The organism is Streptococcus sp. SGI.013 (genome assembly GCF_050315295.1).
Taxonomy (GTDB): Bacteria; Bacillota; Bacilli; order Lactobacillales; family Streptococcaceae; genus Streptococcus; species Streptococcus porcorum.
The window spans coordinates 1-26,465 of record NZ_JBNPOS010000020.1 but is presented as its reverse complement, the minus strand read 5'-3'; the positions used below and the strand labels follow the sequence as shown (position 1 = coordinate 26,465).

Below are 26,465 nucleotides of genomic sequence, written 5' to 3'. Positions count from 1 at the left end.
TTATTATTTTTGGTTTCATTGAATAGCATAGCTATCAATTTACCTTTACTATTATAACAGATAATTACAAGCTGTCAAGTTTTTTTCTTGACAGCTTGTATTTTTTAATCTGACTGGCTAAACTGGCTATAATACAAGTCATGATAAAAACCTTTTGCTGCCAATAAACTCTCGTGATTACCTTGTTCTATAATCTGACCATCTTTTAAGACTAAAATCTTATCAGCTTCTTGAATTGTTGACAAGCGATGAGCAATCACAAAAGAAGTTCGCCCCTGCATCAAGCGCTTCATAGCTTTTTGAATTAATATTTCCAGTCGTGTGTCAACAGATGAAGTCGCCTCGTCCAATATTAAAATAGCTGGATCTGCAAGTAAGGCACGAGCTATGGTTAACAATTGTTTCTGTCCTTGTGAAATATTGCTAGATTCTTGATTCATCTCCATGTTATAGCCACCTGGAAGCGTGCGGATAAAATGATCTACATTTGCCATCTTAGCGGCTTCAACAATTTCTTCATCTGTAGCCTCTAGCCTGCCGAATCTCAAATTTTCTTTAATGGTTCCTTCGTATAGCCAAGCATCCTGCAAAACCATACCAAATTGCTGGCGGTAGCTTTGGCGATTAATCTGGCGAATATCATGGCCATCAACAGTAATCGCACCACTCGTCACATCATAAAAGCGCATCAAGAGATTAATTAAAGTGGTCTTACCTGCACCAGTGGGACCAACAATTGCAACCATCTCCCCAGGTTTAACTTCTAAATTAAATCCCTGAATCAATGGCTTATCTGCCACATAAGAGAAATCCACCGAATGAAAGGAAACCTGCCCTGTTAGAGGGGAAGACAACACCATCTCTTTTTCACTCTTTTCATCAATTTCATCCAAAACTGAAAAGATACGCTCTAGTGAGGACTTAGCACTTTGTAGTTGTGGTGCAAGCTGTGTCAATGTCTGTACAGGTTGTGTAATCTGCCAAACATACTGGACAAAAGCCTGCATATTACCAATCGTTAATTTTCCAGCCATAACTTGAAGACCACCTACAAAGGCAACAACCATATAAGTCACGTCTGATAACCCATGTAATAATGGCATCAACATACTGGACATAAAACTGGCTTTAAAACCGACTTCTTGTAAATCAGAGGTAATTTTCTGAAACTCTTGACTCGACTGTTCTTCTCGTCCATAGAGTTTGATAATGTTAAAACCTGTCAAATTTTCTTGAACAAAACCATTTAACTGTCCCAAGATATCTGCCTGAGCTTTAAAATAAGGTTGAGATTTCTTCATGATCAATCTTGAACCAAAATATGTCGCTGGCACCATCAAGACAACAATCAAAGCTAATCCAACATTCAGGTAAAAGACCATCACCAATACTAATATCAAGGTCAGTACCGCATTAACAATTTGAAGAAAACTTTGTTGCAGAGCGTTAGATACAGCTTCGACATCACTAGTAAATCGACCTAATAAATCCCCAAATTGATGCTTGTCAAAATAAGAGACTGGAATACGATTAATTTTTCGACTCAAATCTTCTCTTAAGTCCATCACCGCACCTTGCACCCCTTTAGTCATGTAATAGTTAGAGCCATAGGCACCAATTTCATAAAGCAAGGCACGAAAAGCATATAAGGCTAACAAACTGACAATATAAGGGACATTGATTGCTGCACCAGCCACTCCTTTTGCTATAGCTAATAAATTAGATGTTAATTCTGTGATGATTAACCCTAAAACAAAAGGTTCTAAAACATTCATGATACTGCTAAGAATCTTTAAAGAAATAGCCAAATAGATGGAACCTTTATAAGCTGAGAGGTAGGTCCAAACTCTTTTAAACACCTTAGTTTCTTTCATCTTAACCTCCTATTTCTCTGTCAGTTTTTGACGATTCAACTGAGAATCAGCAATTTCTTTATAGATAGGGTTTGTAGCCATCAATTCATCATGAGTCCCACGTCCTACAATCTCACCTTTATCCAAGACAATAATATGATCGGCATCCATAATCGTTCCAACACGTTGTGCAACGATTAAAACTGTCGCTTCTTTAGTGACTTCCTTCAAACGTCGACGCAAGGTAGCATCAGTTTGATAATCTAGAGCTGAGAACGAATCATCAAAAATATAGATATCTGGTTCTTTCACAAGAGCACGCGCAATAGATAAACGCTGTTTTTGACCGCCAGATAAATTGCTCCCACCTTCTGATAAATGTGTATCAAAACGCTCTTGTTTACTGTCGATAAAATCTTTGGCTTGGGCTACCTCTGCTGCTTTATGAAGATCCTCAAGACTGGCATCATCCTTACCATACTTTAAATTCTCTGCAATCGTCCCTGTAAAAAGGAGAGCCTTTTGAGGAATAAATCCAATCTTCTCACGCAAACTTTTTAAACGATAGTGTCTGACATCTACCCCATCTACTAAAATACGCCCCAAGGTGACATCATAAAACCGTGGAATCAAACTCACTAAAGAGGATTTTCCCGATCCTGTTGAACCGATAAAAGCAATTGTCTCACCTGGCTTGGCCTTAAAGCTAATATTGTGTAAGACTGGGCTTTCTGTCTCACCAGGATAAGCAAAGGTAACATTGTCAAACTCTAAATAACCATGCGTCTTTGTTTCAGTTATCCCATCTTCATTTTTAGAAATGGAAATAGGTAAATCTAAGACCTCTTGCAAACGTTGACTAGATACTTGCATCCTTGGATACATGGTAAACAAATTGGCAAACATCAAAAATGAAAACAAGGCATGAAAACTATATTCAATAAAGGCTACCAAGTCCCCTATTTGCAAACTTCCTTGAGCTAATGGATCTAAAGCAAACCAAACGATAGCTACAATCATAGCAATAATAATCTGAACAAATAAGGGTTCTGTCAATCCCGTCAAAACAAAAAGTTTTTTAGACGTTTCAGAATAGGATTGATTTGCTTGATGAAAACGCCCTTCTTGAAAGTCTTCTCTGGCAAAAGCACGAATGACCCTCAAACCTGTTAAATTTTCACGAACATACTGATTGATTTTATCAAGTGTTTTCTGCTGTTGTTCTGACAAAGGTCTGGTCTTAATGGCCACATAAACTACTGTCAAAACAAGAAAGGGCATCGCAACTGCAACTGTCCAAGCCAAACTTGGACTAGTTAAGAGCGTCATTACGACACTAGAGATCATCATCATCGGGGTAATAATCCCCAATTTCAGTGACTGTTCTGAAAATTGCATCAAGACAAAGGCATCACTTGTTATCCTTGTAACGAGTGATGAGACTCCTATCTTTTCATATTCATGGTGAGAGTAATCTTGCAATGCCTCATAAACATCATTACGAATGTCCCTTACCATATGTGTTGTCAATTTTCCAGCTGCATAGGCCAATAATAGCCTTCCTACAATCCCAATTAAGACCACAAGAAACATCATTTTAGCCCAAAAATACAGAGCTTGCTGATCATTTTGCGTTATCCCTTGATCAATCATTCTCGCCAGGATCGTTGGTAGACCTAGATTAACAACAACAAATAAGAAGGCCGCAAATATATCTAAAATTAGCCATTTAGGATACGGCTTCAAATAATTCCATATTAACTTCATCTCTTCTCCTCCCTAAATTTTTACACAAATAATGGTCTGGAAAGTTTTTCTAGACCATTATTTCTCTAATTCACTCAAATATTCATAACGTTCATATTTTTCTAACAGCTGTTCATTGTTTTCATCTAATTCGCGTTGAAGAACTGCCAATTGACCATAATCACTACTATTGGCTAACATCTCCGCTTCAATTTGTTCAATTCGATCCTCTAAAGCTGTGATGACATCCTCAATAGTAGCCCATTCTTGTTTTTCTGCATAGGTCATTCGTTTTTTAGACTCTTTGATTTTTTCTGTCTTAGAGCTTTTTTCTTTTTGCATCAGAGTGGATTGACTCTCGATAAAAGCTTTTTCATCAAGGTAATCCGTATAATCTCCAAAAAACTCTCTAACTTGACCACCCTCAAATGCTAAAATCTTATTGGCAACCTTATCCAAAAAATACCGATCGTGACTCACTGTGATCACAGGACCAGAAAAGCTTTGTAAAAAGTTCTCCAAAACAGTCAATGTCGCAATGTCTAAATCATTTGTTGGTTCATCTAATAATAGAACATTGGGTTTTTCAATCAATATTTTCAAGAGGTATAAACGCTTCTTCTCTCCCCCTGATAACTTAGAAATCAAGGTCCCGTGAGTTGATCTTGGAAATAAAAATTGCTCTAATAAGTCTGTTACACTGGTGGAGCCGACACTCGTTTTCACTTCATCCGCTATTTCTTGCAGATAGGTGATGACACGTTTGTTTTCATCCATATCAATCAGCTGTTGTGAAAAATAACCAATTCGAACAGTCTCCCCAATTTCCAATTTACCTGACTGGGGGCTAATCTTTCCTACAATAAGATTCAATAGCGTTGATTTACCAACACCATTATCACCCACAATACCAATACGGTCCTTATTTTGAATCAGTAAATCAAATTGATTTAATAGCAATTGATCAGAAAAACCAAATGAAACTTGATCAAATTGAATCACTTTTTTACCAATTCGAGTTGTCTCAAAATTGATTTCCATCTCTTGATGAGCGACACTTTGATGAACATCATTTTTTAAATCATGAAAACGATTGATACGTGCCTGTTGTTTAGTAGCTCTAGCCTGTGGTTGCGTTCGCATCCAAGCCAACTCTTGCTTGTAGAGTTGTTTTTTCTTATGAAGATTAGCTGCATCTCGTTCATCTTGTTCAGCCTTTAATCGTACATAATCTTGATAATTTCCTTGATATTCAATCAAATTTGCATTCGCTAATTCAAAAATGCGTGTTGCAATATTATCTAAAAAATAACGATCATGCGTGATAAAAAGTACAGTTTTCTTACTATTTTTAAGGTATTGACTTAACCAAGCAATCGTATCAATATCTAGATGGTTGGTTGGTTCATCTAAAAGTAATAAATCAGCATCAGCCAAAAGCACCTGAGCTAATTGTACACGGCGACGCAAGCCTCCTGATAAATCACCAACTTGTAAGCTTAAATCAGAAAGTCCTAACTTAGATAAAACTGTCTTAACTTCACTCTCGATTGACCAAACATCAAGAGCATCCATTTCTGCCATTACTTTTTCTAATCGCAATTGATTGGTTTCAGAATAAGACGCCAAAAGACTTTCATACTCTTTAAGAAGTACCATTTCCTTTAAATCTGATGAAAGAACCGTATCTAAAATTGTTTTTTGATCATCAAATTCAGGTTCTTGCGTCAGATAAGCAATCTTATAATCACTTGGATAAGAAAATGGTGGACGATCACCATCAAAACCTAAGTGACCTGAAATAACATCTAATAAAGTCGTCTTCCCAGTTCCGTTGACGCCAATAATCCCAATCCTATCTAGAGGATGGATAATAAAGGATAAGTCTCGAAAAACAGTCTTATCACCGACTGACTTGGTCAACCCTTCTACTAAAAAATCAGCCAAAACTCAGCTCCTCTCTCACAAAGGCATCAATTGCCTCCTTGGTATTACATAAATGACCATTCACAATCGCCATCTCAATGCTTTTTAATATTTTTCCTAGCTCTGGACCAGGTTTTAGACCAAAATCTCGCATCAAACTTGCCCCATTAACGACAATTTCATGTTTATCATGAATAGCAAGTTCTTGGTCTAGCTCCTCAATAATCCTGAAATCTACTGATAACCCCGCTCCTTCTCTTAACTTTTCTGCTAGAAGGACTAAATCTTTACCATATCGGTATAAGGTCGCTTTGTCAACTGCTTGATTAAGGCGTTTTTGATAAATCTCTAGAATGGATATAACATTTTTTTGGAAGTCATTCGAGGTTTTCCATTTTTTCAAAAACGATTTTGGATTAGCATGATGACAATAAATCAAAAGTGCAGCCCATGCCTGTTCTGACGAGGTAAATAAAAAGTCTGAAGCTAATGATTTCAACATTTCTGATAAGGCAACATCTTGTTTGGCTAAATCAGGCAAATAATGATAAGCTTTACTAGCTATTAAAGCCTCTACACCTTTACGCCAATAAGGAGCCCTTAAAAGCTTATCTAATTCTACAAAGGAGCGCTCAACCGAAATTTTTTCTAATAACGGCGCCTGTTGTGTCATGGCATCAAAGGTTGTCTTCTCAATTGAAAAATCTAAGGTTGCCGCAAAGCGAAGTCCTCTCATGATACGGAGAGCATCTTCTCCAAAACGCTCCTCTGCTTTACCAACGGCACGCAAAACCTTATTTTCGAGGTCCTCTAAGCCATTAAACAAATCAATAATTTGACCTGTTTCATCTAGGGCAAAAGCATTGACCGTAAAATCTCGTCGTTTCAAATCTTCTTCAAGTGAACGGACAAAATTGACGGAACTAGGACGCCTAAAATCGACATAAACATCCTCTGTTCTAAAAGTGGTCACCTCATACTCTGATTGATTCTCAAGAACTAAAACAGTTCCATGTTCAATCCCTATATCAACCGTTCGATGAAAAATAGACTTGGTCTCTTCTGGATAAGAGCTGGTAGCAATATCCACGTCATGAATGGAACGCCCTAATAAAACATCACGAACAGATCCACCAACAAAATAAGCTTCATAACCAGCTGACTTAATTTTTTCTAATACGGGTAAAGCCTTCTGAAATTCAGAAGGCAATTGTTTTAATCTCATAATAAATTTTCCAAACCATAAACAAGCTGATTGCGTTTAACCACTTCCTTGATGGCATGGTTCACACCACCCATGAAAGATACGCGATCATAAGAATCATGGCGCAAAGTTAGCCCTTCGCCTTCTGCACCAAACAAAACTTCTTGATGAGCAACTAGACCAGGCAGGCGAACACTATGAATACGGAAGCCATCAAATTCTGCACCACGCGCACCCTTAAGGAGTTCCTCTTCATCAGCAACACCTTGATGTTTTGAGGCACGAGTTTCTCGAATTAACTCAGCGGTCTTGATGGCAGTACCACTTGGGGCATCCTTTTTCTTATCATGATGTAATTCGATAATTTCCACATCAGGAAAATACTGAGCAGCCTTGGCAGCAAATTGCATCAACAGCACTGCCCCAATCGCAAAGTTAGGTGCAATTAATCCACCTAAAGAAGCTTCTACAGATAAATCCGTCAACTCCTCAATTTGCTCTGGAGTAAAGCCTGTTGTTCCAACAACAGGGGCAAAACCATTCTCTAAAGCAAAACGTGTATTTTCATAGGCTACCTTAGGCATGGTAAAATCAACCCAGACATCTGCTTCTAGACCGATTAAGTCCTCTTTTTTATTAAAAACAGGAACGCCATCAATTTCTTTTTCCGTTGCAAATGGATCTAGTAACCCAGCTAAAGTAAGATTAGCATCTTCACTCACCATTTGATAAGCAGCCTGCCCCATTTTACCCTTAAATCCTGCAATAATTACTCTTATCGTCATATATTAATCCTCAATAATCGGTGAAATTCCAATCGCTACAGCTCCTTCACCCAAGTGCGTAGCAATGACAGCTGAAAACTCTGAGATACTCAAATCTTGATACCCAGCCTCTATTAGTAACTGACTAAATTTATCTGCTTTTTCAGAAGCATTTGAGTGAATCACTGCAACTTCATATTGACCATCAGCGGTAAACTCTTTTAAGATGTCCACTAAGCGTTTAATCGCCTTTTTCTCTGTTCGGACTTTCTCATAAACTTCGATTCGCCCATCATTAAAATACAAAATAGGCTTAATACTCAATAGATTTCCTAAAAGTGCAGCACCATTTGAAAGACGACCACCTTTCACAAGATGATTTAAATCATCAACCATGATAAAGGCTGTTGTCTGATCAATTTGTCGATTCAACTTAGAAACGATTGTCTCAAAATCAAGACCCTCTTGAGCCCAATCAAAAATATTTTTTACCATCAAGCCCAGTGGCACACTCGTGATTTTACTATCTGGAAAGACAATCTCCAAGGGCTTATGCTCTTCTACCAAATATTGAATATTTTGGTAAAAACCAGAAATGCCACTTGATAGGAATAAACCAATCACATGCGTAAAACCTTGATCTGATAGTTGAGTTAATAAATCATCTAACTCTGCTAGACTCGGTTGACTGGTCTTTGGAAGATCAGAAGATTTAGCCATCTTATCATAAAACTCAATAATCGAAAGATTTTTCCCTTCTACAAAAGACTCTTGGTCAATCGTGATGGGAATATCCAAAATAAAAAGATTCTCTTTTTGCTCAAAACCTTTTGGTAGAGAAATCGATGAATCTGTAATTACAGCTAACTTCATCATTAAAACTCCAAATTGACACCAGGCTGATCAAGAGCAATCTCAGTCACTTCATAACTTAAGCGTTTGAGCATATCTAACAAAGGTTTTGATAAATTCTCAACCTCTTCTTGTGAAAACTCACTTGGCTCATTGACAATACGATTTTTGATGTGAACCATCTGAGAAATCGCACCACTTAAGACATACTGTTCAAAAACAATAATAAATTGTAAGACAGCTACAATAGTAGTTTGATTTTTTTCGGTATTTTTTTCAACCAATTGAAAGGTCACTTCAACATTTGTTTCAGGTTGACCATGTTCTTTTTCCCACTCTAAATTACGGGCATCATAGTGATATTGATTGACAAATTCTTGTTCACGAACTAATTCCATGATCTTCTCCTTAGTTTCATCATTTCTCTAAATTATAGCATAAATCTACCTTATGCGAAAGCTAGAATTTCTTTTGAGGATGCTTAGCAATAATCTCTGGATACCGATTTAGTAAGGCTTCTCCTTCTTTAGATAAATGGTAGCCACGAATAGAAAATTGTCTTGCCAATTCTTCCTCTGTAAATTCCTCAGCTATAGCTTTATCTAAGTCCTCACGTTTCATTTTTGAAAGCCCCTTAACACCTTTTTCTTTCAAAAGAAGTTTTAATTTCCCTGCAGGTAAGTGCGTTAATGAGGCTAAAGCAGTATCTTCAACAACCAGACCATTATGAAGTAAAAACTCCAACTCTTTTTGAGCATCAATGCCATAACTGTATTCAAAATATTTTGAAATCACAGTTTTATTCGTATAAGTCCCAAATTGAATACGCCATAAAAGAATTAAATGCCCTGGAAGGTACCCTTCTGAAACACGAATCATATTTCGTTTTGGAACCAACTTACCAGAAGAAATCGCTACCTCTTCAAGAAATTTTGCTATATCACGCTCTGGTGAGATATAGGGAAACTCTGCATGAGATTGATACAACTTTCTTAATTTATTTTCCATAAAGGTCATTGTACCATATTCAAAAGCAATTTAAAAGAAGTCGGACAAACAACAACCTGGTTGCTCACTCCAACTTCTCTCACTATTTTATTCGTATCTCAACGCTTCAATAGGGTTAAGTTTACTAGCTTTATTAGCTGGTAAAATTCCAAATATGACACCTACTACTGCAGAAAAAAGGATACTTCCTACAGCAGAGGTTACTGTAATAACAGGGGGGCCACCAAAGGTTGCATTGAGAGAATCACCAATCATTGCCACACCTCCATAAGCTAATAATAGACCAATAAGGCCACCTAAGGCAGTCAACACCATAGACTCAATTAAAAATTGTGTCAAAATATTGCCCCTTGTAGCTCCTAAGGCTTTTCTTAGCCCTATTTCACGAGTCCGCTCTGTAACAGATACTAGCATGATATTCATAACGCCTATACCACCAACAAGAAGTGAGATACCACCAATAGCTCCCATAACCAGTTGAATCCCCAAGGTTTGTTGTCCGATATAAGCTAGACCACTACTAACATCATAAACTTGATACTCGCCCTCTTTAACACCAGATAGTTGTGTTAAGCGTCGAGCTGCTGCACTTCCGACTTCTAAGATACGTGAGACCTCTTTAACATGCACAACAACCTCTGAGATCTCAGGTTGATTATATTCAGCTGCCAGTTGCGTATTGGCCATCATAATATTCCCATTAGATTGAGCTGCTAGGAGAGCATTTTGTGCATCTGGGTCCTTGTAAACACCAATAACACGATAAGAACTTTCACCTAGTGTAATCACTTGATTAAGAGCTTGTTGAGCGCTATCAAACAATGTTTTAGCTAATTTTTCATCTAATAAAATCACCCTGGCAAATCGACGATAATCATCATCAGTTAGCTGACGACCAGCAACCATTTGATATTTTTTGACTTTAAAATAGGTATCGTTCACCCCTGTAATTGCAACATTATTAACCTTCTTATTTTCAAAACTAACTTTAGCTGTAGTGCTGTTAGTCACATAATAGTTATCAATGCCATCAATACTTAAAAGTTGTTTAACCCATGATTCTTGGACATCTGGTGCTTTTTTATTCGCTAACTGATCCGTTGTGGCACTATTCATGGCTTGTTCTTGGAGTTCTGCTTGGGTAATGATCCCTTTTCCTCCCTTACTCTTAATCGGAGAATAGTTAATAGAAACATTTTGTTGATCCTTAGTTAACATTTTGGTGAAGGCTTGATTGATCCCACTTCCCAAAGCTACAATGATAACAACAGACATCACACCGATAATAATACCTAACATCGTTAAGAATGAGCGCATTTTGTGCGCCATGATGGAACTAATGGCAAATTTCCAATTCTCCATTACTCTACCTCCTTACTAGTGTCAGAGGTAATCAAACCATCTCTAATAACGATCTTACGACTGGCATATTCTGCAATCTCAGGCTCATGCGTTACCATAATAATCGTTTTGCCCTCCCGATGTAACTCTGTTAACAAGTCCATAATCTGAGCACCTGTTTTCGTATCTAAGGCACCTGTCGGCTCATCTGCAAGAATAATAGAAGGACTATTAACCAAAGCGCGTGCTATAGCCACCCGTTGCTTTTGTCCACCAGACAGCTCTGATGGGAGATGATGCATTCGCTCTGATAACTCCACTTTTTCCAAATAACTTTCAGATAATTTTTTTCGTTTCGCCGAAGGAACACCAGCATAAATTAAAGGTAACTCTACATTTTGTAGTGCTGTTAATTTTGATAGAAGAAAAAATTGTTGAAAAACAAAACCAATCTCACTGTTTCGCACACGCGATAAATCTTTCTCTGATAAATTTTCAACCTCTACACCATTTAAAACGTAACTTCCTTCACTTGGACGATCTAAAAGTCCAATAGCATTCATTAGAGTTGATTTTCCTGAGCCAGATGGCCCCATAATAGCTACAAACTCTCCTTCATGTACGGTTAAATCAATACCTTTTAGAACTTGCAACTCTTCATCACCATTCAAGTAAGACTTAATGATACCTTTAAGCTTGATCAATTCTTTTTGTTTTTGATCCATTAGGTTCCTCCTTACTCAGACGATTTTGTATCTTTAGTTTGGATTTTCTGTCCATCTTTAAAAGATTTACTTGGTTTTTCAACAACCCATTGACCTTGGGATAGCCCTCCTGTCACTTCCTGATCTGTGGCATCGGCACTACCAAGAGTAACTTCTGTCTTTGTCACTGTTCCTTTGCTATCATCATAGACCCAAACATAATGTTTATCTTTGTCTGTAACCAGAGCTGATAAAGGAACAATCGGATGATTTGCTGTACTCAAGACCTCAACACTAACCTTAAATCCTTGTTTTAGTTCAGCGGCATCACTTGTGAAATTAACTTTGAAGGGATAACTAGAAGAGCTACTAGATGAATTAGCATCTGTCCCTGGAGCTTCTGGATAGTTGGAAATATAAGAAATTTTTCCAGTCCATTCTTTATCAGGATAAACTTTTGATGTTATCTTAACATCTTGATCAACTTTCAAGTTTGCGAGATCGTACTCTGTCACCTTACCTTCGACTTGTTGTTGTCCTTGACTGACAATATGCACCAACACTTGTCCCGTCGTGCTAGTAGAAGATGGATTTACAGAGGTATTAACTTCAACTACTGTACCAGCTACTTTACTATAGACAACTGTATCATTTAAAGCAGCTTCTGTCTTATTAATCTCATCTTGAGCATTAGCAAGTGAATCGTTCAAATCATTTAATTGACTTTGATAAGAACGCTGTGTCTGTCCGCTAGTATCTGCAACTGTTGTTCCATCTTCTGATAGTGACGTTGCGTCAGATTGAACAACACCATAAGTTTGTAAATCGGATATTTGTCTGCTCACCTTATTGTAGTTGCGGATGGCTTGGTCATAAGCTGCTTGAGCAGCTGTGCTATCATACTGTACCAAAGCCTGTCCTTCTTCTACTTGATCCCCAACTGCAGGAATAACTGAAACCAAATCACCCTTATTCGTTTCGTAATAGACATACTGCTCTCCGTCAGATTTGACTGTCCCTGTCAACAAGGTACTAGATGCAACAGATCCATTTTTCACTTCACTCACCGTATAAGTTTTAGTTGTGGCTTGACTTGTGTTTTTACTAAAAACACTCATAAAAGCAGCGGCAATTATCGCTAAGAGAGCCAGTATTCCAAGCAAAATCTTAAATGTTTTGCTTAATTTAAATCCAGACTTTTTCTTTTTACGCATCAATCTTCTCCTTTGTATTGATTCTTTAGTACAATAATAACTTTTTTTAGATATTTTGTCAAGATTAGAAAAAATAAACTTTTAACTCTCCTAAACATTAAAACTATGCCATCGTTCTTCTTAACAAGAATATCTCGTTAAGAATAGGATACTCTACTTTTACCTGTTTGAGTCTTACAATATTGTAAGAAAAAGAGCAAGACAACTTTAATTAGAATTGTCTTGCTCTTTTAATTTAAATTGGATTTGTCGTAAAGCTACGGCTTTCTAAAACTCGAACCATAGCATCTGCTGTGTCAAGAGCTGTAAAGAGAGGAATGCCTGCTTCAATTGCTGAACTACGAATAGTTTGTCCATCTTCATCTGCAGTACGTTTTGTGCCAACCGTGTTGACAATTGCTTGTACCTTTCCTTGACGAACCAGAGCTGGAATATCATTTTCATCATCTTCACCAAGTTTATTGACTAGGATCGCAGAAACACCATTAGCTGTCAAGAATTTCTGAGTTCCTTCAGTCGCATAAATACCATAGCCAATCGATTCAAAACGACGAGCCAGATCCAAAGCTTCTTCTTTGGTATCATCATGGATAGTAAAGACAACATCTCCAAACTCTGGCAAGTGAAGGTAGCTTGCTTCAAAAGCTTTGTAAAGGGCTTTTTCAAGCGTCGTATCAGATCCCATGACCTCACCGGTTGACTTCATCTCAGGTCCAAGTAAGCTATCTACTTTTGCTAACTTGGTAAATGAGAATACCGGTGCTTTAACATGGACATTGCTAGATTCAGGATAAAGACCATCTTCATAGCCAAGGTCTGCTAAAGTTTTTCCTAAGATAAGCTGAGTAGCTACTTGTGCCATCGGAACATCTGTCACTTTAGACAAGAATGGTACGGTACGGCTTGCGCGTGGATTAACCTCGATAACATACACTTTTTCATCCTTAATGACAAATTGGATATTCATCATACCAATACAATTTAACCCGATAGCCAAACGTTTGGTATAATCTGCAATGGTATCTTGGATTTCTTTAGAAAGCGTTTGTGGTGGATAAACGGCCATCGAGTCACCAGAGTGGACACCAGCGCGCTCGATATGCTCCATAATCCCTGGAATAAGCACATCCTTACCATCAGAAATGGCATCTACTTCGCACTCACGACCCACAATGTAAGAGTCAACCAAGACAGGATGCTCTGGACTAGCCTTAACTGCAGTTCGCATATAAGAGCGTAGATCATTTTCATTTTCTACAATTTCCATTGCGCGTCCACCCAAAACATACGATGGGCGAACAAGTACAGGGAAGCCGATTTTACGAGCTGCTTCGACCGCTTCTTCTTCATCAGTTGCTGTTTGACCTGGTGGTTGCGGAATATCTAAATCTTTGAGAGCTTTTTCAAAAAGGTCACGGTCTTCTGCACGGTCAAGATCCGCAACTTGTGTTCCTAAAATCTTAATACCTGCATTCGATAAAGGTTCTGCCAAGTTGATGGCTGTTTGTCCACCAAATTGAACGATAACACCTTTTGGTTGTTCAAGGTCAATGACATTCATGACGTCTTCAAAAGTCAATGGCTCAAAATAAAGTTTATCTGAGACTGAAAAGTCAGTAGAAACTGTCTCTGGGTTTGAGTTCATGATGATGGCTTCATAACCTGCTGCTTGAATAGCCTTCACAGAATGTACGGTAGCGTAGTCAAACTCCACCCCTTGACCGATACGAATCGGACCTGAACCAAGGACCAAAACAGACTCTTTATCAGACTTGATAGACTCATTTTCCCACTCATATGTTGAGTAGAAATAAGGCGTTGAACTTTCAAATTCTGCTGCACAGGTATCCACCATTTTATAGACAGGAACAATCTTACTCTCAATACGAGTCTGACGAACCTCATCTGCTGTTTTATTCCAGAGCTGTGCAATCTTCTTATCTGAGAAGCCGTTGCGTTTCGCTAGTTTGAGGGTAGTTGGATCACCAACATTAGCCTCAAGCTCTTTTTCGATTTCAACAATATGAAGCAACTTATCTAAGAAGAAGATATCAATCTTAGTCAAGTCAGCAATCTCTTCAATGGTAAAACCACGACGAATAGCTTCGGATACATAGAAAAGACGGTCATCTTGCGCTTTAACCATTTTTTCAACCACAACATCGTCACTGGCATTAGCTAACTCAGGCATTTCGTTATGTGAAACACCGATTTCAAGTGAGCGACAAGCTTTCAGAAGACTTTCTTCAATGTTACGCCCATTAGCCATAACCTCCCCTGTTGCTTTCATCTGTGTGCCTAGACGGCGTTCACCTTTTTCAAACTTATCAAATGGGAAACGAGGAATCTTGGCGACAACATAGTCAAGGGCAGGCTCAAACATGGCATAGGTTGTTCCTGTAACAGGGTTAACCATTTCATCTAAGGTTAAACCAACCGCAATCTTCGCTGCTAATTTAGCAATTGGGTAACCTGTTGCTTTAGATGCTAGAGCAGAGGAACGTGAAACACGAGGGTTTACTTCAATCACATAATACTTGAAGCTATGTGGATCAAGTGCAAGTTGAACATTACATCCCCCTTCAATCTTAAGGGCACGGATGATACTCAAGCTGGCATCACGCAACATTTGGTTTTCAATATCAGAAAGCGTCTGTGTTGGAGCAAATACAATTGAGTCTCCTGTATGGATACCTACAGGGTCAAAGTTTTCCATGTTACATACCACAAGAGCATTGTCTGCGGCATCACGCATCACTTCGTATTCAATTTCTTTAAATCCAGCGATGGAACGCTCAATGAGACACTGTGTCACAGGAGATAGTTTAAGACCGTTTTTAGCAATCTCGCGAAGCTCTTCTTCATTGGCACACATACCTCCACCAGTACCACCTAAGGTAAAGGCTGGGCGTACAATAACGGGATAGCCAATCGTATTTGCAAAAGCCACTGCTTGCTCAACTGTCTCAACAATCTCAGACTCAGGAATTGGCTGATTGAGGTCTTCCATCAATTGCTTAAATAAGTCACGATCTTCTGCTTGGTCAATAGCAGATAATTTAGTCCCCAAAAGCTCAACACCAAGCTCATCTAGAATACCAGCTTTTGAGAGCTCCATTGCCATGTTAAGACCAGTTTGCCCTCCAAGAGTTGGGAGAAGCGCATCTGGACGCTCTTTACGAAGAATGCGAGTCACAAATTCAATGGTAATCGGCTCAATATAAACCTTATCTGCAATTTCTTTATCTGTCATGATGGTCGCAGGGTTTGAGTTCACCAAGACAACGCTATAACCTTCTTCTTTTAGAGCAAGACAGGCTTGGGTTCCTGCATAGTCAAATTCAGCAGCTTGTCCGATGATGATTGGACCTGACCCGATCACCATAATTTTTTTAATATCCGTACGTTTTGGCATAATTTTAAGATATTAAGGGCGTTAAGCGGACACCGTCAAAATAGGAGTTTGACCAAGAACGCTTGCGTTCGAGGAAAAACTATCTTTTTGACCAGGTCCGTAGCCCGAATTCAATTACAAATCCGAGCAACGTGACACCCCTTCTCCTTTCTATTCGTCGCATCTCTGTGCGACATTAAATAAGATGTTTTCGACATCAGTAAATGATAAATTCAAAATAAGCTCAAACAAGACACTTATCCTACTTTTTACCACTATAACATTTAAAATGCCTCACTTTTGATTGGCGCGCTCTGCTTGAAAAGCATCAATTAGCTCTAAAAACTCATCAAACAGATAGCTTGCATCGTGTGGACCTGGTGCTGCATCAGGGTGGAATTGTACTGAAAAGGCTGGATAATGTCTATGTCTAACACCCTCTACTGATTTATCATTAATCTCCTCATGGGTGACAATTAAATTCTCCGGAAGACTTTCACGATCAACTGCATAGCCATGGTTTTGACTGGTAAAATCAACACGTCCTGTTGCAATCTCACGAACCGCATGGTTAAAACCTCTATGACCAAACTTCATCTTATAAGTCTTAGCCCCATTTGCTAGACTAAACAATTGATGCCCCATACAAATCCCAAAAATCGGAATCTTTCCTTGCACTCCGCGTATCATATCAAGTGCCCCTGGAACATCTTCTGGATTTCCTGGTCCATTTGATAACATGACACCATCTGGGTTGAGGTGAAGAATCTCTTCAGCGCTTGTGTCGTATGGTACGACAGTGACGTTACAGTCACGCTTTGAAAATTCCCTTAAAATAGAATGCTTAAGACCAAAGTCAACTAATACAATATTTTTTCCAACTCCTGGTGCAGGATAGGCAGTTTTCGTCGATACTTGCTCAATATTATTACTTGGTAAAACTGTTGCACGGAGCTGATCTTGTAGATGCTCTAAGCTATCTCCATCACTTGCTAGAGTAGCCTTCATCGTCCCGTGCTGACGAATAATTTTAGTCAAGGCACGTGTATCAATCCCTGAGATTCCTGGAATATTTTTAGAAACTAAAAACTCATGCAAACTCATCTGATTGCGCCAGTTACTTGATCGGCGTGCACATTCTGCCACTACTACCCCTTTACATGTTGGAGTAATAGACTCATAATCATCGCGATTTATCCCATAGTTGCCAACTAGAGGATAAGTGAATGTTAAAATTTGGCCATTGTAGGATTGGTCCGTAATGGACTCTTGATAGCCTGTCATCCCTGTATTAAATACAATTTCTCCAGTAACATCAATATCTGCACCAAAAGCTGTACCTTCAAATACTGTTCCATCTTCTAAAATCAGTAATCTTTTTGCCATTTTTCTACCTTTCTCGTTTGCCCTCACAGGAGCATCTTAACGTCTAAGCTTTCCCATTTAATATCGCTTCAATAATTGCCATTCGGACATAAACACCATTTTGCATTTGAGCCACTATGCGTGACTTAGGTGCTTCCACTAAATCATCATCGATCTCTACATCACGATTGACAGGAGCTGGATGCATCACAATAGCACTATCTTTTAATTTCTGATAACGCTCTTCTGTTAAACCGTAAGTCTTATTATAGCCTTCTTTAGAAAAACTCGTACTACCATCGTGACGCTCATGTTGTACCCGCAATAGCATTAAAACATCTAAATCTTCGATAACATCATCAAGGGTAACGTGTTTTCCATAAACATCAAATTCCTCGGAATACCATTCACGAGGTCCTGCAAAATACAAGTCCGCACCCAAACGTTTTAAAATCTGCATATTTGATTTTGCCACGCGCGAATGGGTAATATCACCAGCTATAGCAATTTTCAAATTTTCAAATTGACCAAACTCTTCATAAATAGTCATCAGATCCAAAAGACATTGACTAGGATGTTGACCAGAGCCATCACCACCATTGATAATAGAAGTTTGAATACTACGACTATCAACCAGTTCCTGATAGTAATCCTCATCAGAGTGTCGCACAACGCAAATGTCTACTCCTAATGCGCTCATCGTTAAAATAGTGTCATATAGCGTCTCACCTTTATTAACAGAAGAGCTCTTAGCATCAAACTCGATCACATCTAAACCCAGTTTTTTCTCAGCTACTTCAAATGACTTATGGGTCCGTGTCGAACTTTCAAAAAATAAATTGGATGCAAAATATTGTCTATCTAAACGAAAATCTGCTTGATTTCTTTTAAAGTCCGAACCACGTTTGATCAGTCCTAAGACTTCTTCATTTGACAATGTTTCCATGGTCACCAAGTGCTTTAGCGAAACTTTACCGTCTGTTACAGCCATCGTCGTCTCCCTTTTTAAATGTCTTTTATATGCGGTATCTATCTATCTTGGATCAACAATAGAGACGGCATCACGACCATCAATTTCAGTCATTTCCACCACAATCTCTTCAACGGCACTTGTTGGGATATTTTTTCCAACATAGTCTGCTCTAATAGGCAATTCACGATGACCACGATCGACCAAAACTGCTAAACTCACACGACCAGGACGTCCAAGACTAACAAGGTTATCGATTGCTGCACGGATAGTGCGCCCAGTATAAAGAACATCATCAACTAGAATCACATCACGACCCGTAATATCCACTGCCATACTGGTTGTGTCTTCTTCAACTTTAACATCATCACGAAATGGTTTGATGTCCAGTTCTCCAATAGGAAGATCAATCCCTTCGATTTGTTTTAATCTCTCCTGAATGCGACGCGCAATAAAGACACCTCTTGTCTTAATCCCTGCTAGGACGAGATTATCTAAGTTTTTATTACGCTCAATAATTTCATAAGTGATTCGCGTAATCGCACGCTTTACGGTGACATCATCAACAACTTCTTTTGTCTTCATGAGAAACAACCTTTCTAATATAGAAAAAAATCTCCTTAAAACAAGGAGATTACACAAAATATGGGTACAGTAAAGCCTGCACTCTTTTTCTTCTGGCTCTCCTTGCCTGCCTCACAGGACAGGTTTAAAGGAATTATTCATTTAACTCATTATACCATAAGTTCTATTTTTTTCAAGCATTAATATAAAAACCTGGGGAGCTAATCTTTTTGTAAGATGACAGCTATCCATACTTAATGTTTTCTCAAGTCATCTAGTGTCTTTTCAAAAATTTCGGGAACCTCTGCTGAGAAGACCATCTCTTCTTTAGTTGTTGGGTGAGTAAACCCTAATGTTGCTGCATGAAGAAATTGTCCATTACCCTTCAAACTTTTTTTAGGACCGTATAAAGGATCTCCTGCCACAGGATGACCAATATAAGCCATGTGAACACGAATCTGATGCGTGCGACCAGTCTCTAAAGTTAATTCAACCAAGGTATAGTGACCAAATCTCTCTAACACTTTGAAACGCGTCAAGGCATCACGTCCCCCTGCAATAACCGCTTGCTTCTTACGATCCTTGTCTGAGCGTCCGATTGGTGCTTCAATCACACCACGATCATTGGGAAGATTGCCGTGAACAATAGCTAGGTACTGACGGAGAGATTTTTTGTCTTTAAGTTCTGCCGCTAACGAACGATGAGCATTATCATTTTTGGCAATCATCAACAAGCCTGAGGTATCCTTATCAATTCTATGAACTATTCCTGGGCGTACCACCCCATTGATTGAAGACAAATCTTTGATATGATACATTAAAGCATTCACTAAAGTTCCAGATGTGTGTCCAGCAGAAGGATGAACTACCATCCCTTGTGGCTTATTGACCACTGCGACATCTTGATCTTCGTAGATAATCTCCAAAGGAATATCTTCGGCTAAAATCTCTAAAACTTCCTCTTCTGGTAAGTGATAGGTAATTTCATCACCTGCCTTAACAGCATACTTGGCTTTGACAACTTTTCCGTTAACTAAAACCTCACCTTTTTTGATCGCTTCATTAGCTTGGCTACGTGTTAATTCTGTTAAATCTGCCAAAGCTTTATCTAGACGCACACCGGCATCTTTAATTACTAATTCCATCATCTTCTCTCCATAATACTAACATCAAAATCGCAACACCTACTGTCAGATAGGAGTCTGCCACATTGAAAATTGCAAAATTGATAAAATCCAAATGAATCATATCAATCACATAACCTAGTCGCAGACGGTCAATAAAGTTGCCCACTCCACCTGAAATGACTAAAGTTAAACCTATCAAAAACCAGATATTACCATTGATGTTTTTAACAAAATAATAACCTGCGACACTCAAAAAAATCACGGTTACCACTATAAAAAACCAACCTTGATTTTGAAAACTGGAAAAGGCTGCACCGTTATTTTGTAAATAAGTCAAACTCACAATGTTTGGCAAAAAGCTTTTGATTTCACCTAACTTGATATTTTTTACAGTTGCCCATTTGCTGATTTGATCTATGGCTACTAATAGTAGGGCTATGATGGGGAAGCTAATTTTTCGCATCTCTCCTCCTATGGCTGATAAGTTTTAAAATAAGTCGTCATAACCTCAACAAAATGATTAGCACATGTAGACAAGGTTACTCCTCTACGTTTCACATACACCATCTTGTTATCATGGGCATCTTTCAATGGAATCACTTTGATACCATTAACACTCTCACTATCTAAAAATCCCGATCCCGTAGCGTAGGCATTTGTCCGCTCCAAAATACCATTTAAAGTGGCTCTATCTGTTACATTAAAAATTTGAGAACTATCTGTTGTATCAATCAGATTTTCGGAATAATAAAGATAAGCATCCTTTTCTTGTGTAAAACGTACCGTTGGTAAGCCCACCAAGTCTTGCATTGTCAACTCTGACTTTTCACACAGCGCATGTGTTTTTTTGAGGTAAATATGAGTTTGAAAAGAAATCAACTCTTCATACTCCAAACCAAGCTTATCCATTTTTTGAATAATCCCTTTGGTATTTTGTTGATTCAGATAGATAATGCCTAAGTCACTATATCCTTGGGCTACTTCATCTAAAATCTGAACAGTTGTTGACTCAAAAATCCGCATATCCTTGTGTTCAGGAAACTGGCGTGAGTACTCGGTCATCAAAGGGGGGAGAAAGTCATAGTGTTGACTAGCAATCGAAAATTGTTTCTGACCATGCTCTTTATGATGAGAATATTGATTTTCAAACATATCAAAGTTTTTGACCAACTCTAATGATTTTTCATAAAAAACCATCCCTTGGCTTGTTAGTACTGCCCCTGTTGTGGTCCGTTTAAAAATTTCAAATCCTAGCTCTTTTTCCAAATCCTTCACAGCTACCGAAAGGCTGGGTTGACTGACAAATAATTTATTGGCCGCTTCTCTAAAGGTGCCGCTATTAGCAATCGCCACGACATAGCGGAGTTGTTGAATGTTCATACGACTAACCTTTCACTATAAACTCTTTTTATTATATCAAAATTTTAACGTTCTTGATAGTCAGGAAAAGATAAGAAAAACGCCACCTCAAATGGTAGCGTTTCAAAACACTAATTCAAATCAAGAATTGCTTGTGTGTATTTTCCCATCAAAGCTTTAGAAGCAATTGGACCGCCATAGTAATAAACATCTGCATAGTCCATTGTTACCACTTGATTGGCTTTTACGGCTTTAAGTGTTTGCCAAATTGGGTTCTCTTGAAGTTTTTCATACTGCGCTTTATCTGCTTCAGCAAAGTCAACAAAAATATAGTCCGCATCAAAATCAGCTAAACTTTCAGCATTGATTTCTTTCCAACCATCACCATCTGATAGTGCTTGCATCCCTTTACTTTGCTTAAATCCAAGACCTCGTGTTAAAGCTTGTCCACCACGTGCCCAGTTATTACCATAAGCATAGATTTTATCCCCACTCAACTCAATCAGTGAAATCGTAGCATCACTTGGAGTAATGTCTGCTTTTTCCAGTTTAGCGATTTGTTTGTCTGCTTCTTGATCAAACTTTTTCAAGAAAGTTTTCTTAGCATCTTGAGCATCATAAACTTTAGCAAAATAGTCCAAAGTTTCATCTAAGCCCTTGATAGAGTTGTATTCCACATAAACTGTAGGGGCGATTTTTTCATATTTTGACACTTCATCTTTTTGAATGGTCACAATGAGATCTGGCTTGTGAGCTGCTATTTTCTCTGCATTCATAGGTGCTCCCAGATCTTTTAAGACTTTCTTTTGTGCTTTACTAATATAGGGGTTTCCTGCATCCCATTGACTTGTTCCAACGACATTTTGCCCCAAAGCCAATGCTTCATCAGGATAAGTATCTACTACAATTTTCTCAAGATCATTCGGAATCTTGACTGTACGACCCGCTGAATCTTTAAAGCTATGAGTTTCTGCTGCTTGAGCAGTTGTCGTTGCATTAGCCAAAACTAATAGTGAGGCCAGACCTAATATATATTTTGAAAAACGTTTCATTGTTTTCATCCTTTAACCTTTTATTTTTCACAAATGTGATAGAAAAATTATAGCATATCATCTGATAGAAATATAGGCTTTCTCACATATTGAAATCATTACAAAAAGGAGATCGAACAAAACTCAACTAACCAAAAAACCTCCCCCACTCCAATCAACTACTACACTGGGGTGTACGAATCCTAAAAAGCCATCCTGAACTTTTTGTCCTTAGTTTTTTAAGACTAAATAAATAAAATACGGTGCTCCAATCACACTGGTCACTAAGCCTAGTGGTAAAGTAGTTGGAAAAAGAAGCATTTTGGAAACCAGATCACTAATAACCATCAAATAAGAAGCCACTAAAGCTAGCATCACCAACTGCGCTTTGAGACGAAAAGGAACTAGACTTTGTGCGATACGACTTGAAATAATTCCAATAAATCCTAAACTCCCCACACTTGCAACACCTACGCCTGCGAAAATCACTGAAAGAATGACCAATTTTTTGACTTCTCTATCATAGTTTACTCCTAAACTAATTGCCATGTCTTTTCCCATTTCTATTAAACGCAATCGAGATAAAAAACGAGAAAATATCAAGATTAACACTCCTAGCAACAAAAGCAATAAGAGTAAGAGGTCATAAGAGGCATTCCAAACATCCCCTGTTAGAAATGGCACAACTGCCTGAAAATCAAAACTATTTAATAGTAGTTGCAGCAAGGTCATTAGGGCTTGAAAAACAGCTGTAATCGCCACACCTGTCAAGATTAACTTAACTCCAGAAAAGTTTCTTCTCAATGCCAAAAAATAAAGAGAAAGAAATCCTAAACCTGCACCTAAGATTGCCCAAAAAGGATAGGTTAGCGCTTGAGCAAAAGGCACAGCCAACCAAGCACTCAAGACAAAACTCAAAACTAGACCAAAAGCTGCCCCTGCATTGATCCCTAAGATACTAGAGTCCACCATTGGATTCACACTAACTTTTTGCAAGATATAACCTGATAAGGATAAAGCAATCCCACCTATAAGGACAGCCAAAAGGCGAGGAAGTCGAAATTCGATTAAAATTAAGCGATCAAAATCACTTAGCTGGAATAGATTCAATGGGTTGACCCAAACTTCCCCAATGGCTAAATCAAAGCCAATTAAAAATAATAGTGTCACCCCTAAAATAATAAAGCGCCTTTTCATCGCCTAATCCCCCTATCTACTTGTCCTACTAAATACAAAAAGAATGGGGCGCCTAAAAGCATGGTCAGTGCACCTACAGGAAGCTCGTAAGGTAAAAATAAGGTCCGTGCTAGTAAATCTGCCAAAGATAAAAAAACACTTGATAACAGGATATTTAGCCATAAGGTCTTCAAAAATGAAGCTCCTGCTAGTCTTCTTGCCATATGAGGCATCATTAACCCTAAAAATCCTAAGACACCTACAATAGAAACCACTACTCCACTTGATAGGGCGATTAAAAGTACCAAAATCCATCTCATCTTGACAACATCTAATCCCAAACTTGTCGCCAATTCTTCCCCAAAAGATAATAATTTAATCTGCCTTGAAAAGAGAAAGCATACTCCTAGTACCACTAAAACACAAAGTCCCAACAGTAAGGTCTTTTCTTTTGAGACTGCTGAAAAAGATCCAACTGTCCACATAAAAAAACGTTGTGACGAATTACTATAATAGGCAATTCCACTGGCAAGTCCTGAACAAAACATCCCTAAACTCGTCCCTACCAGTAAAATCTTAATGGGCTGAAAAGAAGATCGAAGCGTTAATAGCCAGACTAAACATAAGCTAAAAAATGCCCCTAAAACACCGAAAATCAAACTAGACACTAGACCTGTTCCCAACCCTAAAGCCATTAGAATAGCCAAAAATAAGCTCGCTCCACTTGAAATTCCTAAGGTTGAACTTTCTGCAATAGGATTTTGTGTCATAATCTGCATCAATTGACCCGATATGCCCATCAAAGAAGCTGCAAAGATACTAGCCAAAAATCTCGGCAGACGAATCTCTTGTATAATAGGGTTTGTCCATAGTTCTGATATCAAATAAGTTTTATTGCCAAACTTCATTGACAAGATAAATATTACAGTAAGCGTAAGGAGAGCTATAAAAAATGTTACATAATAATATTTCTGTTTAATAATCAACACCTACAATCATGGGAGTTTGTGAAAAGCTATCTGTCCCAATTGACACCTTAACCTTAAAAGCTGATTCAATCATCTTTTCATCAAATACCTTTTTGGTCATACCTTCTGTTAAAATCTTCCCTTCTTGCATCACGATCAAATGGTCCGAAAAACGAGCCACTTGATTTAATTCATGCAAAACATAAACTACTGTCTTACCATGATTTTCCACTAGATCTTTTAACAAAGACAAAATCTCGTATTGATGGACAATATCCAAATACGTAGTCGGTTCATCGAGTAAAATAATATCTGAGTCTTGTGCCAAAACCAAAGCAATCCAAACTCTTTGCCTCTGTCCTCCTGACAATTGATCCACTGCAACATCTCTTAATTCCCAAACATTAGTAATGGTCATCACCTCTCGAATCAGTGCATAATCTTCCGAAGAGAGATGTAATTGCGTTAATTTTTGATGAGGAAAGCGCCCCAAACTCACTAGGTCTAAAACGGTCATTCCTTCTGGTGCTCTTGCACTTTGGGGAAGAATCGCCAATCGCTTAGCAACCTCTGTTGTTTGATAACTCTGAATATCTCGACCATCCAAGATAATTTCTCCATGACTTAACGGATGTAAGCGCGCTAAAGCCTTTAACAAAGTTGATTTACCAGAACCATTAGTCCCAATAATAGCTGTTGTTTGTCCCATAGGAAGCGACACCGATAAACGATTAATGATACTCTTATTTCCATAAGAAACAGATATCTCTTTTGCTTCTAGCATTTTTAACTCCCTAACTTCATTTTATTGCTATATTATAGCAAAAATCTCAAGTTAATGACCTATTTCCAAGCATTTTAGAATTATTATTATCTGAACATGTCAATATCCTATCAAACCATAAGGGTTGTCCATACTCACATTTTTTAAAATATGGGTACCAAAATGGGTATCAAAACAAAAAAACAGGCCCTCCGAAATCTCGGAAAGCCTATTGTTAAGCCATTTTCAGACTTATTTAGCGATTGGGTAAACAGATACTTGTTTTTTATCGCGTCCTTTACGTTCGAAACGAACAACACCTTCAACTTTAGCAAAAAGTGTATCATCTCCACCACGACCAACGTTTACACCTGGATAGATGTGTGTTCCACGTTGACGGTAAAGGATTGATCCACCTGTTACAGTTTGACCATCAGCAGCTTTAGCACCAAGGCGTTTAGCTTGTGAATCACGTCCGTTTGATGTTGAACCTCCACCTTTTTTGTGGGCCATAAGTTGCAAGTTAGCAAGATTCATTTTTAACATAATCTCAATTTCCTCTCGTAGTTAATTTGGTGTGATAAGTAAACTTATCTAACTGAAATACTGAGTATTCCACGTGTTATTAAGCGTTGATCGCTTTAATAACAACTTTTGTATAAGGTTGACGGTGACCTTGTTTACGGTGGCTACCTTTTTTAGGTTTGTATTTGTAAGTTACAACTTTCTTTTGTTTTCCTTGTTTTTCAACAGTTCCAACAACAGTAGCGCCTTCAACAAGTGGTGTACCTACAACTGTTTTTTCACCACCAACAAGAACAACTTGATCAAAAGTTACTTCTGCTCCTGCTTCAACATCAAGTTTTTCAACGTAGATAACTTGATCTACTTCAACTTTAACTTGTTTACCGCCAGTTTTAATGATTGCGTATGTGCTCATTATGCACCTCCTATAAAAATATAAATAATCGAGATAAATCTCGTGTGAAGACTCGCCTAAAATCGTGAGATTGCTCTACTTAGTGACGATTGTCGTGCGGTTGCACAGGGTGTGCATATAGTCAACATTATTATACTATCATACTTTATATCCTATGGCAAGAAAAAAGACAGAAAATCTGCCTTTTTCTTATTTG

At 38.2% G+C, this 26,465-nt stretch carries 24 protein-coding genes and 1 other annotated feature; all 24 genes read right to left on the bottom strand.

The features are described 5' to 3' along the window. Positions 1-104: 104 nt before the first annotated feature. The 24 genes from ACQRDX_RS06360 to rplU all read right to left on the bottom strand — a co-directional run bounded on the left by ACQRDX_RS06360 (position 105) and on the right by rplU (position 26,269). Complete coding sequence (locus ACQRDX_RS06360; protein ID WP_427895462.1) at positions 105-1,874, bottom strand: ABC transporter ATP-binding protein; 1,770 nt, start codon at positions 1,872-1,874, stop codon at positions 105-107. A 9-nt stretch (positions 1,875-1,883) separates the two neighbouring features. Next, positions 1,884-3,620, bottom strand: coding sequence for an ABC transporter ATP-binding protein (locus ACQRDX_RS06355; protein WP_427895460.1), 1,737 nt, complete (start codon positions 3,618-3,620; stop codon positions 1,884-1,886). 57 nt (positions 3,621-3,677) lie between these two features. Then, positions 3,678-5,546: an ABC-F family ATP-binding cassette domain-containing protein gene (locus ACQRDX_RS06350; protein WP_427895458.1), complete on the bottom strand. Its 1,869-nt coding sequence runs from the start codon at positions 5,544-5,546 to the stop codon at positions 3,678-3,680. Next, a complete protein-coding gene (locus ACQRDX_RS06345; protein ID WP_427895456.1) occupies positions 5,539-6,750 on the bottom strand; it encodes a CCA tRNA nucleotidyltransferase in 1,212 nt (403 codons plus the stop codon). The genes ACQRDX_RS06350 and ACQRDX_RS06345 overlap by 8 nt, the downstream gene beginning before the upstream one ends. Next, positions 6,747-7,514, bottom strand: a complete 768-nt coding sequence (dapB, locus tag ACQRDX_RS06340; protein ID WP_427895454.1) for a 4-hydroxy-tetrahydrodipicolinate reductase — start codon at positions 7,512-7,514, stop codon at positions 6,747-6,749. Before dapB ends, ACQRDX_RS06345 begins: the two co-directional genes overlap by 4 nt. 3 nt (positions 7,515-7,517) lie before the next feature. Beyond that, complete coding sequence (locus tag ACQRDX_RS06335; protein WP_427895452.1) at positions 7,518-8,366, bottom strand: DegV family protein; 849 nt, start codon at positions 8,364-8,366, stop codon at positions 7,518-7,520. Between the two features lie 2 nt (positions 8,367-8,368). After that, the gene (locus ACQRDX_RS06330; RefSeq protein ID WP_354368006.1) at positions 8,369-8,743 is read right to left on the bottom strand and encodes a DUF1149 family protein; all 375 of its coding nucleotides are present in this window, start codon (positions 8,741-8,743) and stop codon (positions 8,369-8,371) included. Between the two features lie 61 nt (positions 8,744-8,804). Next, on the bottom strand, positions 8,805-9,353 hold the full coding sequence (locus ACQRDX_RS06325; RefSeq protein WP_427895450.1) for a hypothetical protein: 549 nt from the start codon (positions 9,351-9,353) through the stop codon (positions 8,805-8,807). An 87-nt stretch (positions 9,354-9,440) separates the two neighbouring features. Next, positions 9,441-10,715: an ABC transporter permease gene (locus ACQRDX_RS06320; protein ID WP_427895448.1), complete on the bottom strand. Its 1,275-nt coding sequence runs from the start codon at positions 10,713-10,715 to the stop codon at positions 9,441-9,443. After that, positions 10,715-11,419 carry an ABC transporter ATP-binding protein gene (locus tag ACQRDX_RS06315; RefSeq protein WP_354368000.1) on the bottom strand — a complete coding sequence of 235 codons (705 nt, stop codon included), beginning with the start codon at positions 11,417-11,419 and terminating at the stop codon, positions 10,715-10,717. Before ACQRDX_RS06315 ends, ACQRDX_RS06320 begins: the two co-directional genes overlap by 1 nt. Positions 11,420-11,430: 11 nt before the next feature. Next, entirely contained in the window at positions 11,431-12,612 is a 1,182-nt protein-coding gene (locus ACQRDX_RS06310) for an efflux RND transporter periplasmic adaptor subunit (protein WP_427895446.1), read from the bottom strand. Between the two features lie 235 nt (positions 12,613-12,847). Next, complete coding sequence (gene carB / locus ACQRDX_RS06305) at positions 12,848-16,027, bottom strand: carbamoyl-phosphate synthase large subunit (protein WP_427895443.1); 3,180 nt, start codon at positions 16,025-16,027, stop codon at positions 12,848-12,850. A 273-nt stretch (positions 16,028-16,300) separates the two neighbouring features. Beyond that, positions 16,301-17,392 (bottom strand): carbamoyl phosphate synthase small subunit, encoded by a 1,092-nt coding sequence (locus ACQRDX_RS06300; protein ID WP_354367994.1) that lies wholly within the window; start codon positions 17,390-17,392, stop codon positions 16,301-16,303. A 43-nt stretch (positions 17,393-17,435) separates the two neighbouring features. Further along, positions 17,436-18,362 (bottom strand): aspartate carbamoyltransferase catalytic subunit, encoded by a 927-nt coding sequence (locus ACQRDX_RS06295; protein ID WP_427895440.1) that lies wholly within the window; start codon positions 18,360-18,362, stop codon positions 17,436-17,438. A 42-nt stretch (positions 18,363-18,404) separates the two neighbouring features. After that, positions 18,405-18,926: a bifunctional pyr operon transcriptional regulator/uracil phosphoribosyltransferase PyrR gene (gene pyrR, locus ACQRDX_RS06290; protein ID WP_354367990.1), complete on the bottom strand. Its 522-nt coding sequence runs from the start codon at positions 18,924-18,926 to the stop codon at positions 18,405-18,407. Positions 18,927-19,159: 233 nt separating this feature from the next. Beyond that, the gene (locus tag ACQRDX_RS06285) at positions 19,160-20,050 is read right to left on the bottom strand and encodes an RluA family pseudouridine synthase (RefSeq protein WP_427895476.1); all 891 of its coding nucleotides are present in this window, start codon (positions 20,048-20,050) and stop codon (positions 19,160-19,162) included. Beyond that, positions 20,034-20,495 carry a signal peptidase II gene (gene lspA / locus ACQRDX_RS06280; protein WP_354367988.1) on the bottom strand — a complete coding sequence of 154 codons (462 nt, stop codon included), beginning with the start codon at positions 20,493-20,495 and terminating at the stop codon, positions 20,034-20,036. The genes ACQRDX_RS06285 and lspA overlap by 17 nt, the downstream gene beginning before the upstream one ends. 8 nt (positions 20,496-20,503) lie before the next feature. Further along, positions 20,504-21,412 carry a LysR family transcriptional regulator gene (locus tag ACQRDX_RS06275; RefSeq protein ID WP_427895437.1) on the bottom strand — a complete coding sequence of 303 codons (909 nt, stop codon included), beginning with the start codon at positions 21,410-21,412 and terminating at the stop codon, positions 20,504-20,506. A gap of 110 nt (positions 21,413-21,522) precedes the next feature. After that, the gene (locus ACQRDX_RS06270) at positions 21,523-22,443 is read right to left on the bottom strand and encodes an ABC transporter substrate-binding protein (protein WP_427895435.1); all 921 of its coding nucleotides are present in this window, start codon (positions 22,441-22,443) and stop codon (positions 21,523-21,525) included. A gap of 210 nt (positions 22,444-22,653) precedes the next feature. Then, positions 22,654-23,619, bottom strand: coding sequence for a FecCD family ABC transporter permease (locus ACQRDX_RS06265; RefSeq protein WP_427895433.1), 966 nt, complete (start codon positions 23,617-23,619; stop codon positions 22,654-22,656). Next, positions 23,616-24,587: a FecCD family ABC transporter permease gene (locus ACQRDX_RS06260; RefSeq protein WP_427895431.1), complete on the bottom strand. Its 972-nt coding sequence runs from the start codon at positions 24,585-24,587 to the stop codon at positions 23,616-23,618. Before ACQRDX_RS06260 ends, ACQRDX_RS06265 begins: the two co-directional genes overlap by 4 nt. Continuing rightward, entirely contained in the window at positions 24,574-25,350 is a 777-nt protein-coding gene (locus ACQRDX_RS06255) for an ABC transporter ATP-binding protein (RefSeq protein WP_427895429.1), read from the bottom strand. Before ACQRDX_RS06255 ends, ACQRDX_RS06260 begins: the two co-directional genes overlap by 14 nt. Positions 25,351-25,581: 231 nt before the next feature. After that, positions 25,582-25,875 (bottom strand): 50S ribosomal protein L27, encoded by a 294-nt coding sequence (gene rpmA / locus ACQRDX_RS06250; protein ID WP_354367975.1) that lies wholly within the window; start codon positions 25,873-25,875, stop codon positions 25,582-25,584. A gap of 79 nt (positions 25,876-25,954) precedes the next feature. Next, positions 25,955-26,269, bottom strand: coding sequence for a 50S ribosomal protein L21 (rplU, locus tag ACQRDX_RS06245; RefSeq protein WP_354367973.1), 315 nt, complete (start codon positions 26,267-26,269; stop codon positions 25,955-25,957). 38 nt (positions 26,270-26,307) lie between these two features. Then, positions 26,308-26,381: a sequence feature (ribosomal protein L21 leader region), on the bottom strand. Positions 26,382-26,465: the final 84 nt, after the last annotated feature.

What these genes read in the sequence shown, in the direction of transcription:
- ACQRDX_RS06360 (WP_427895462.1), bottom strand. Translation starts at nt 1,874, where the DNA reads ATGAAAGAAACTAAGGTGTTTAAAAGAGTTTGGACCTACCTCTCAGCT.
- ACQRDX_RS06355 (WP_427895460.1), bottom strand. Translation starts at nt 3,620, where the DNA reads ATGAAGTTAATATGGAATTATTTGAAGCCGTATCCTAAATGGCTAATT.
- ACQRDX_RS06345 (WP_427895456.1), bottom strand. Translation starts at nt 6,750, where the DNA reads ATGAGATTAAAACAATTGCCTTCTGAATTTCAGAAGGCTTTACCCGTA.
- dapB (WP_427895454.1), bottom strand. Translation starts at nt 7,514, where the DNA reads ATGACGATAAGAGTAATTATTGCAGGATTTAAGGGTAAAATGGGGCAG.
- ACQRDX_RS06335 (WP_427895452.1), bottom strand. Translation starts at nt 8,366, where the DNA reads ATGAAGTTAGCTGTAATTACAGATTCATCGATTTCTCTACCAAAAGGT.
- ACQRDX_RS06330 (WP_354368006.1), bottom strand. Translation starts at nt 8,743, where the DNA reads ATGGAATTAGTTCGTGAACAAGAATTTGTCAATCAATATCACTATGAT.
- ACQRDX_RS06325 (WP_427895450.1), bottom strand. Translation starts at nt 9,353, where the DNA reads ATGGAAAATAAATTAAGAAAGTTGTATCAATCTCATGCAGAGTTTCCC.
- ACQRDX_RS06320 (WP_427895448.1), bottom strand. Translation starts at nt 10,715, where the DNA reads ATGGAGAATTGGAAATTTGCCATTAGTTCCATCATGGCGCACAAAATG.
- ACQRDX_RS06315 (WP_354368000.1), bottom strand. Translation starts at nt 11,419, where the DNA reads ATGGATCAAAAACAAAAAGAATTGATCAAGCTTAAAGGTATCATTAAG.
- ACQRDX_RS06310 (WP_427895446.1), bottom strand. Translation starts at nt 12,612, where the DNA reads ATGCGTAAAAAGAAAAAGTCTGGATTTAAATTAAGCAAAACATTTAAG.
- carB (WP_427895443.1), bottom strand. Translation starts at nt 16,027, where the DNA reads ATGCCAAAACGTACGGATATTAAAAAAATTATGGTGATCGGGTCAGGT.
- ACQRDX_RS06300 (WP_354367994.1), bottom strand. Translation starts at nt 17,392, where the DNA reads ATGGCAAAAAGATTACTGATTTTAGAAGATGGAACAGTATTTGAAGGT.
- ACQRDX_RS06295 (WP_427895440.1), bottom strand. Translation starts at nt 18,362, where the DNA reads ATGGCTGTAACAGACGGTAAAGTTTCGCTAAAGCACTTGGTGACCATG.
- pyrR (WP_354367990.1), bottom strand. Translation starts at nt 18,926, where the DNA reads ATGAAGACAAAAGAAGTTGTTGATGATGTCACCGTAAAGCGTGCGATT.
- ACQRDX_RS06285 (WP_427895476.1), bottom strand. Translation starts at nt 20,050, where the DNA reads ATGGAATTAGTAATTAAAGATGCCGGTGTGCGTCTAGATAAAGCTTTG.
- lspA (WP_354367988.1), bottom strand. Translation starts at nt 20,495, where the DNA reads ATGCGAAAAATTAGCTTCCCCATCATAGCCCTACTATTAGTAGCCATA.
- ACQRDX_RS06275 (WP_427895437.1), bottom strand. Translation starts at nt 21,412, where the DNA reads ATGAACATTCAACAACTCCGCTATGTCGTGGCGATTGCTAATAGCGGC.
- ACQRDX_RS06270 (WP_427895435.1), bottom strand. Translation starts at nt 22,443, where the DNA reads ATGAAACGTTTTTCAAAATATATATTAGGTCTGGCCTCACTATTAGTT.
- ACQRDX_RS06265 (WP_427895433.1), bottom strand. Translation starts at nt 23,619, where the DNA reads ATGAAAAGGCGCTTTATTATTTTAGGGGTGACACTATTATTTTTAATT.
- ACQRDX_RS06255 (WP_427895429.1), bottom strand. Translation starts at nt 25,350, where the DNA reads ATGCTAGAAGCAAAAGAGATATCTGTTTCTTATGGAAATAAGAGTATC.
- rpmA (WP_354367975.1), bottom strand. Translation starts at nt 25,875, where the DNA reads ATGTTAAAAATGAATCTTGCTAACTTGCAACTTATGGCCCACAAAAAA.
- rplU (WP_354367973.1), bottom strand. Translation starts at nt 26,269, where the DNA reads ATGAGCACATACGCAATCATTAAAACTGGCGGTAAACAAGTTAAAGTT.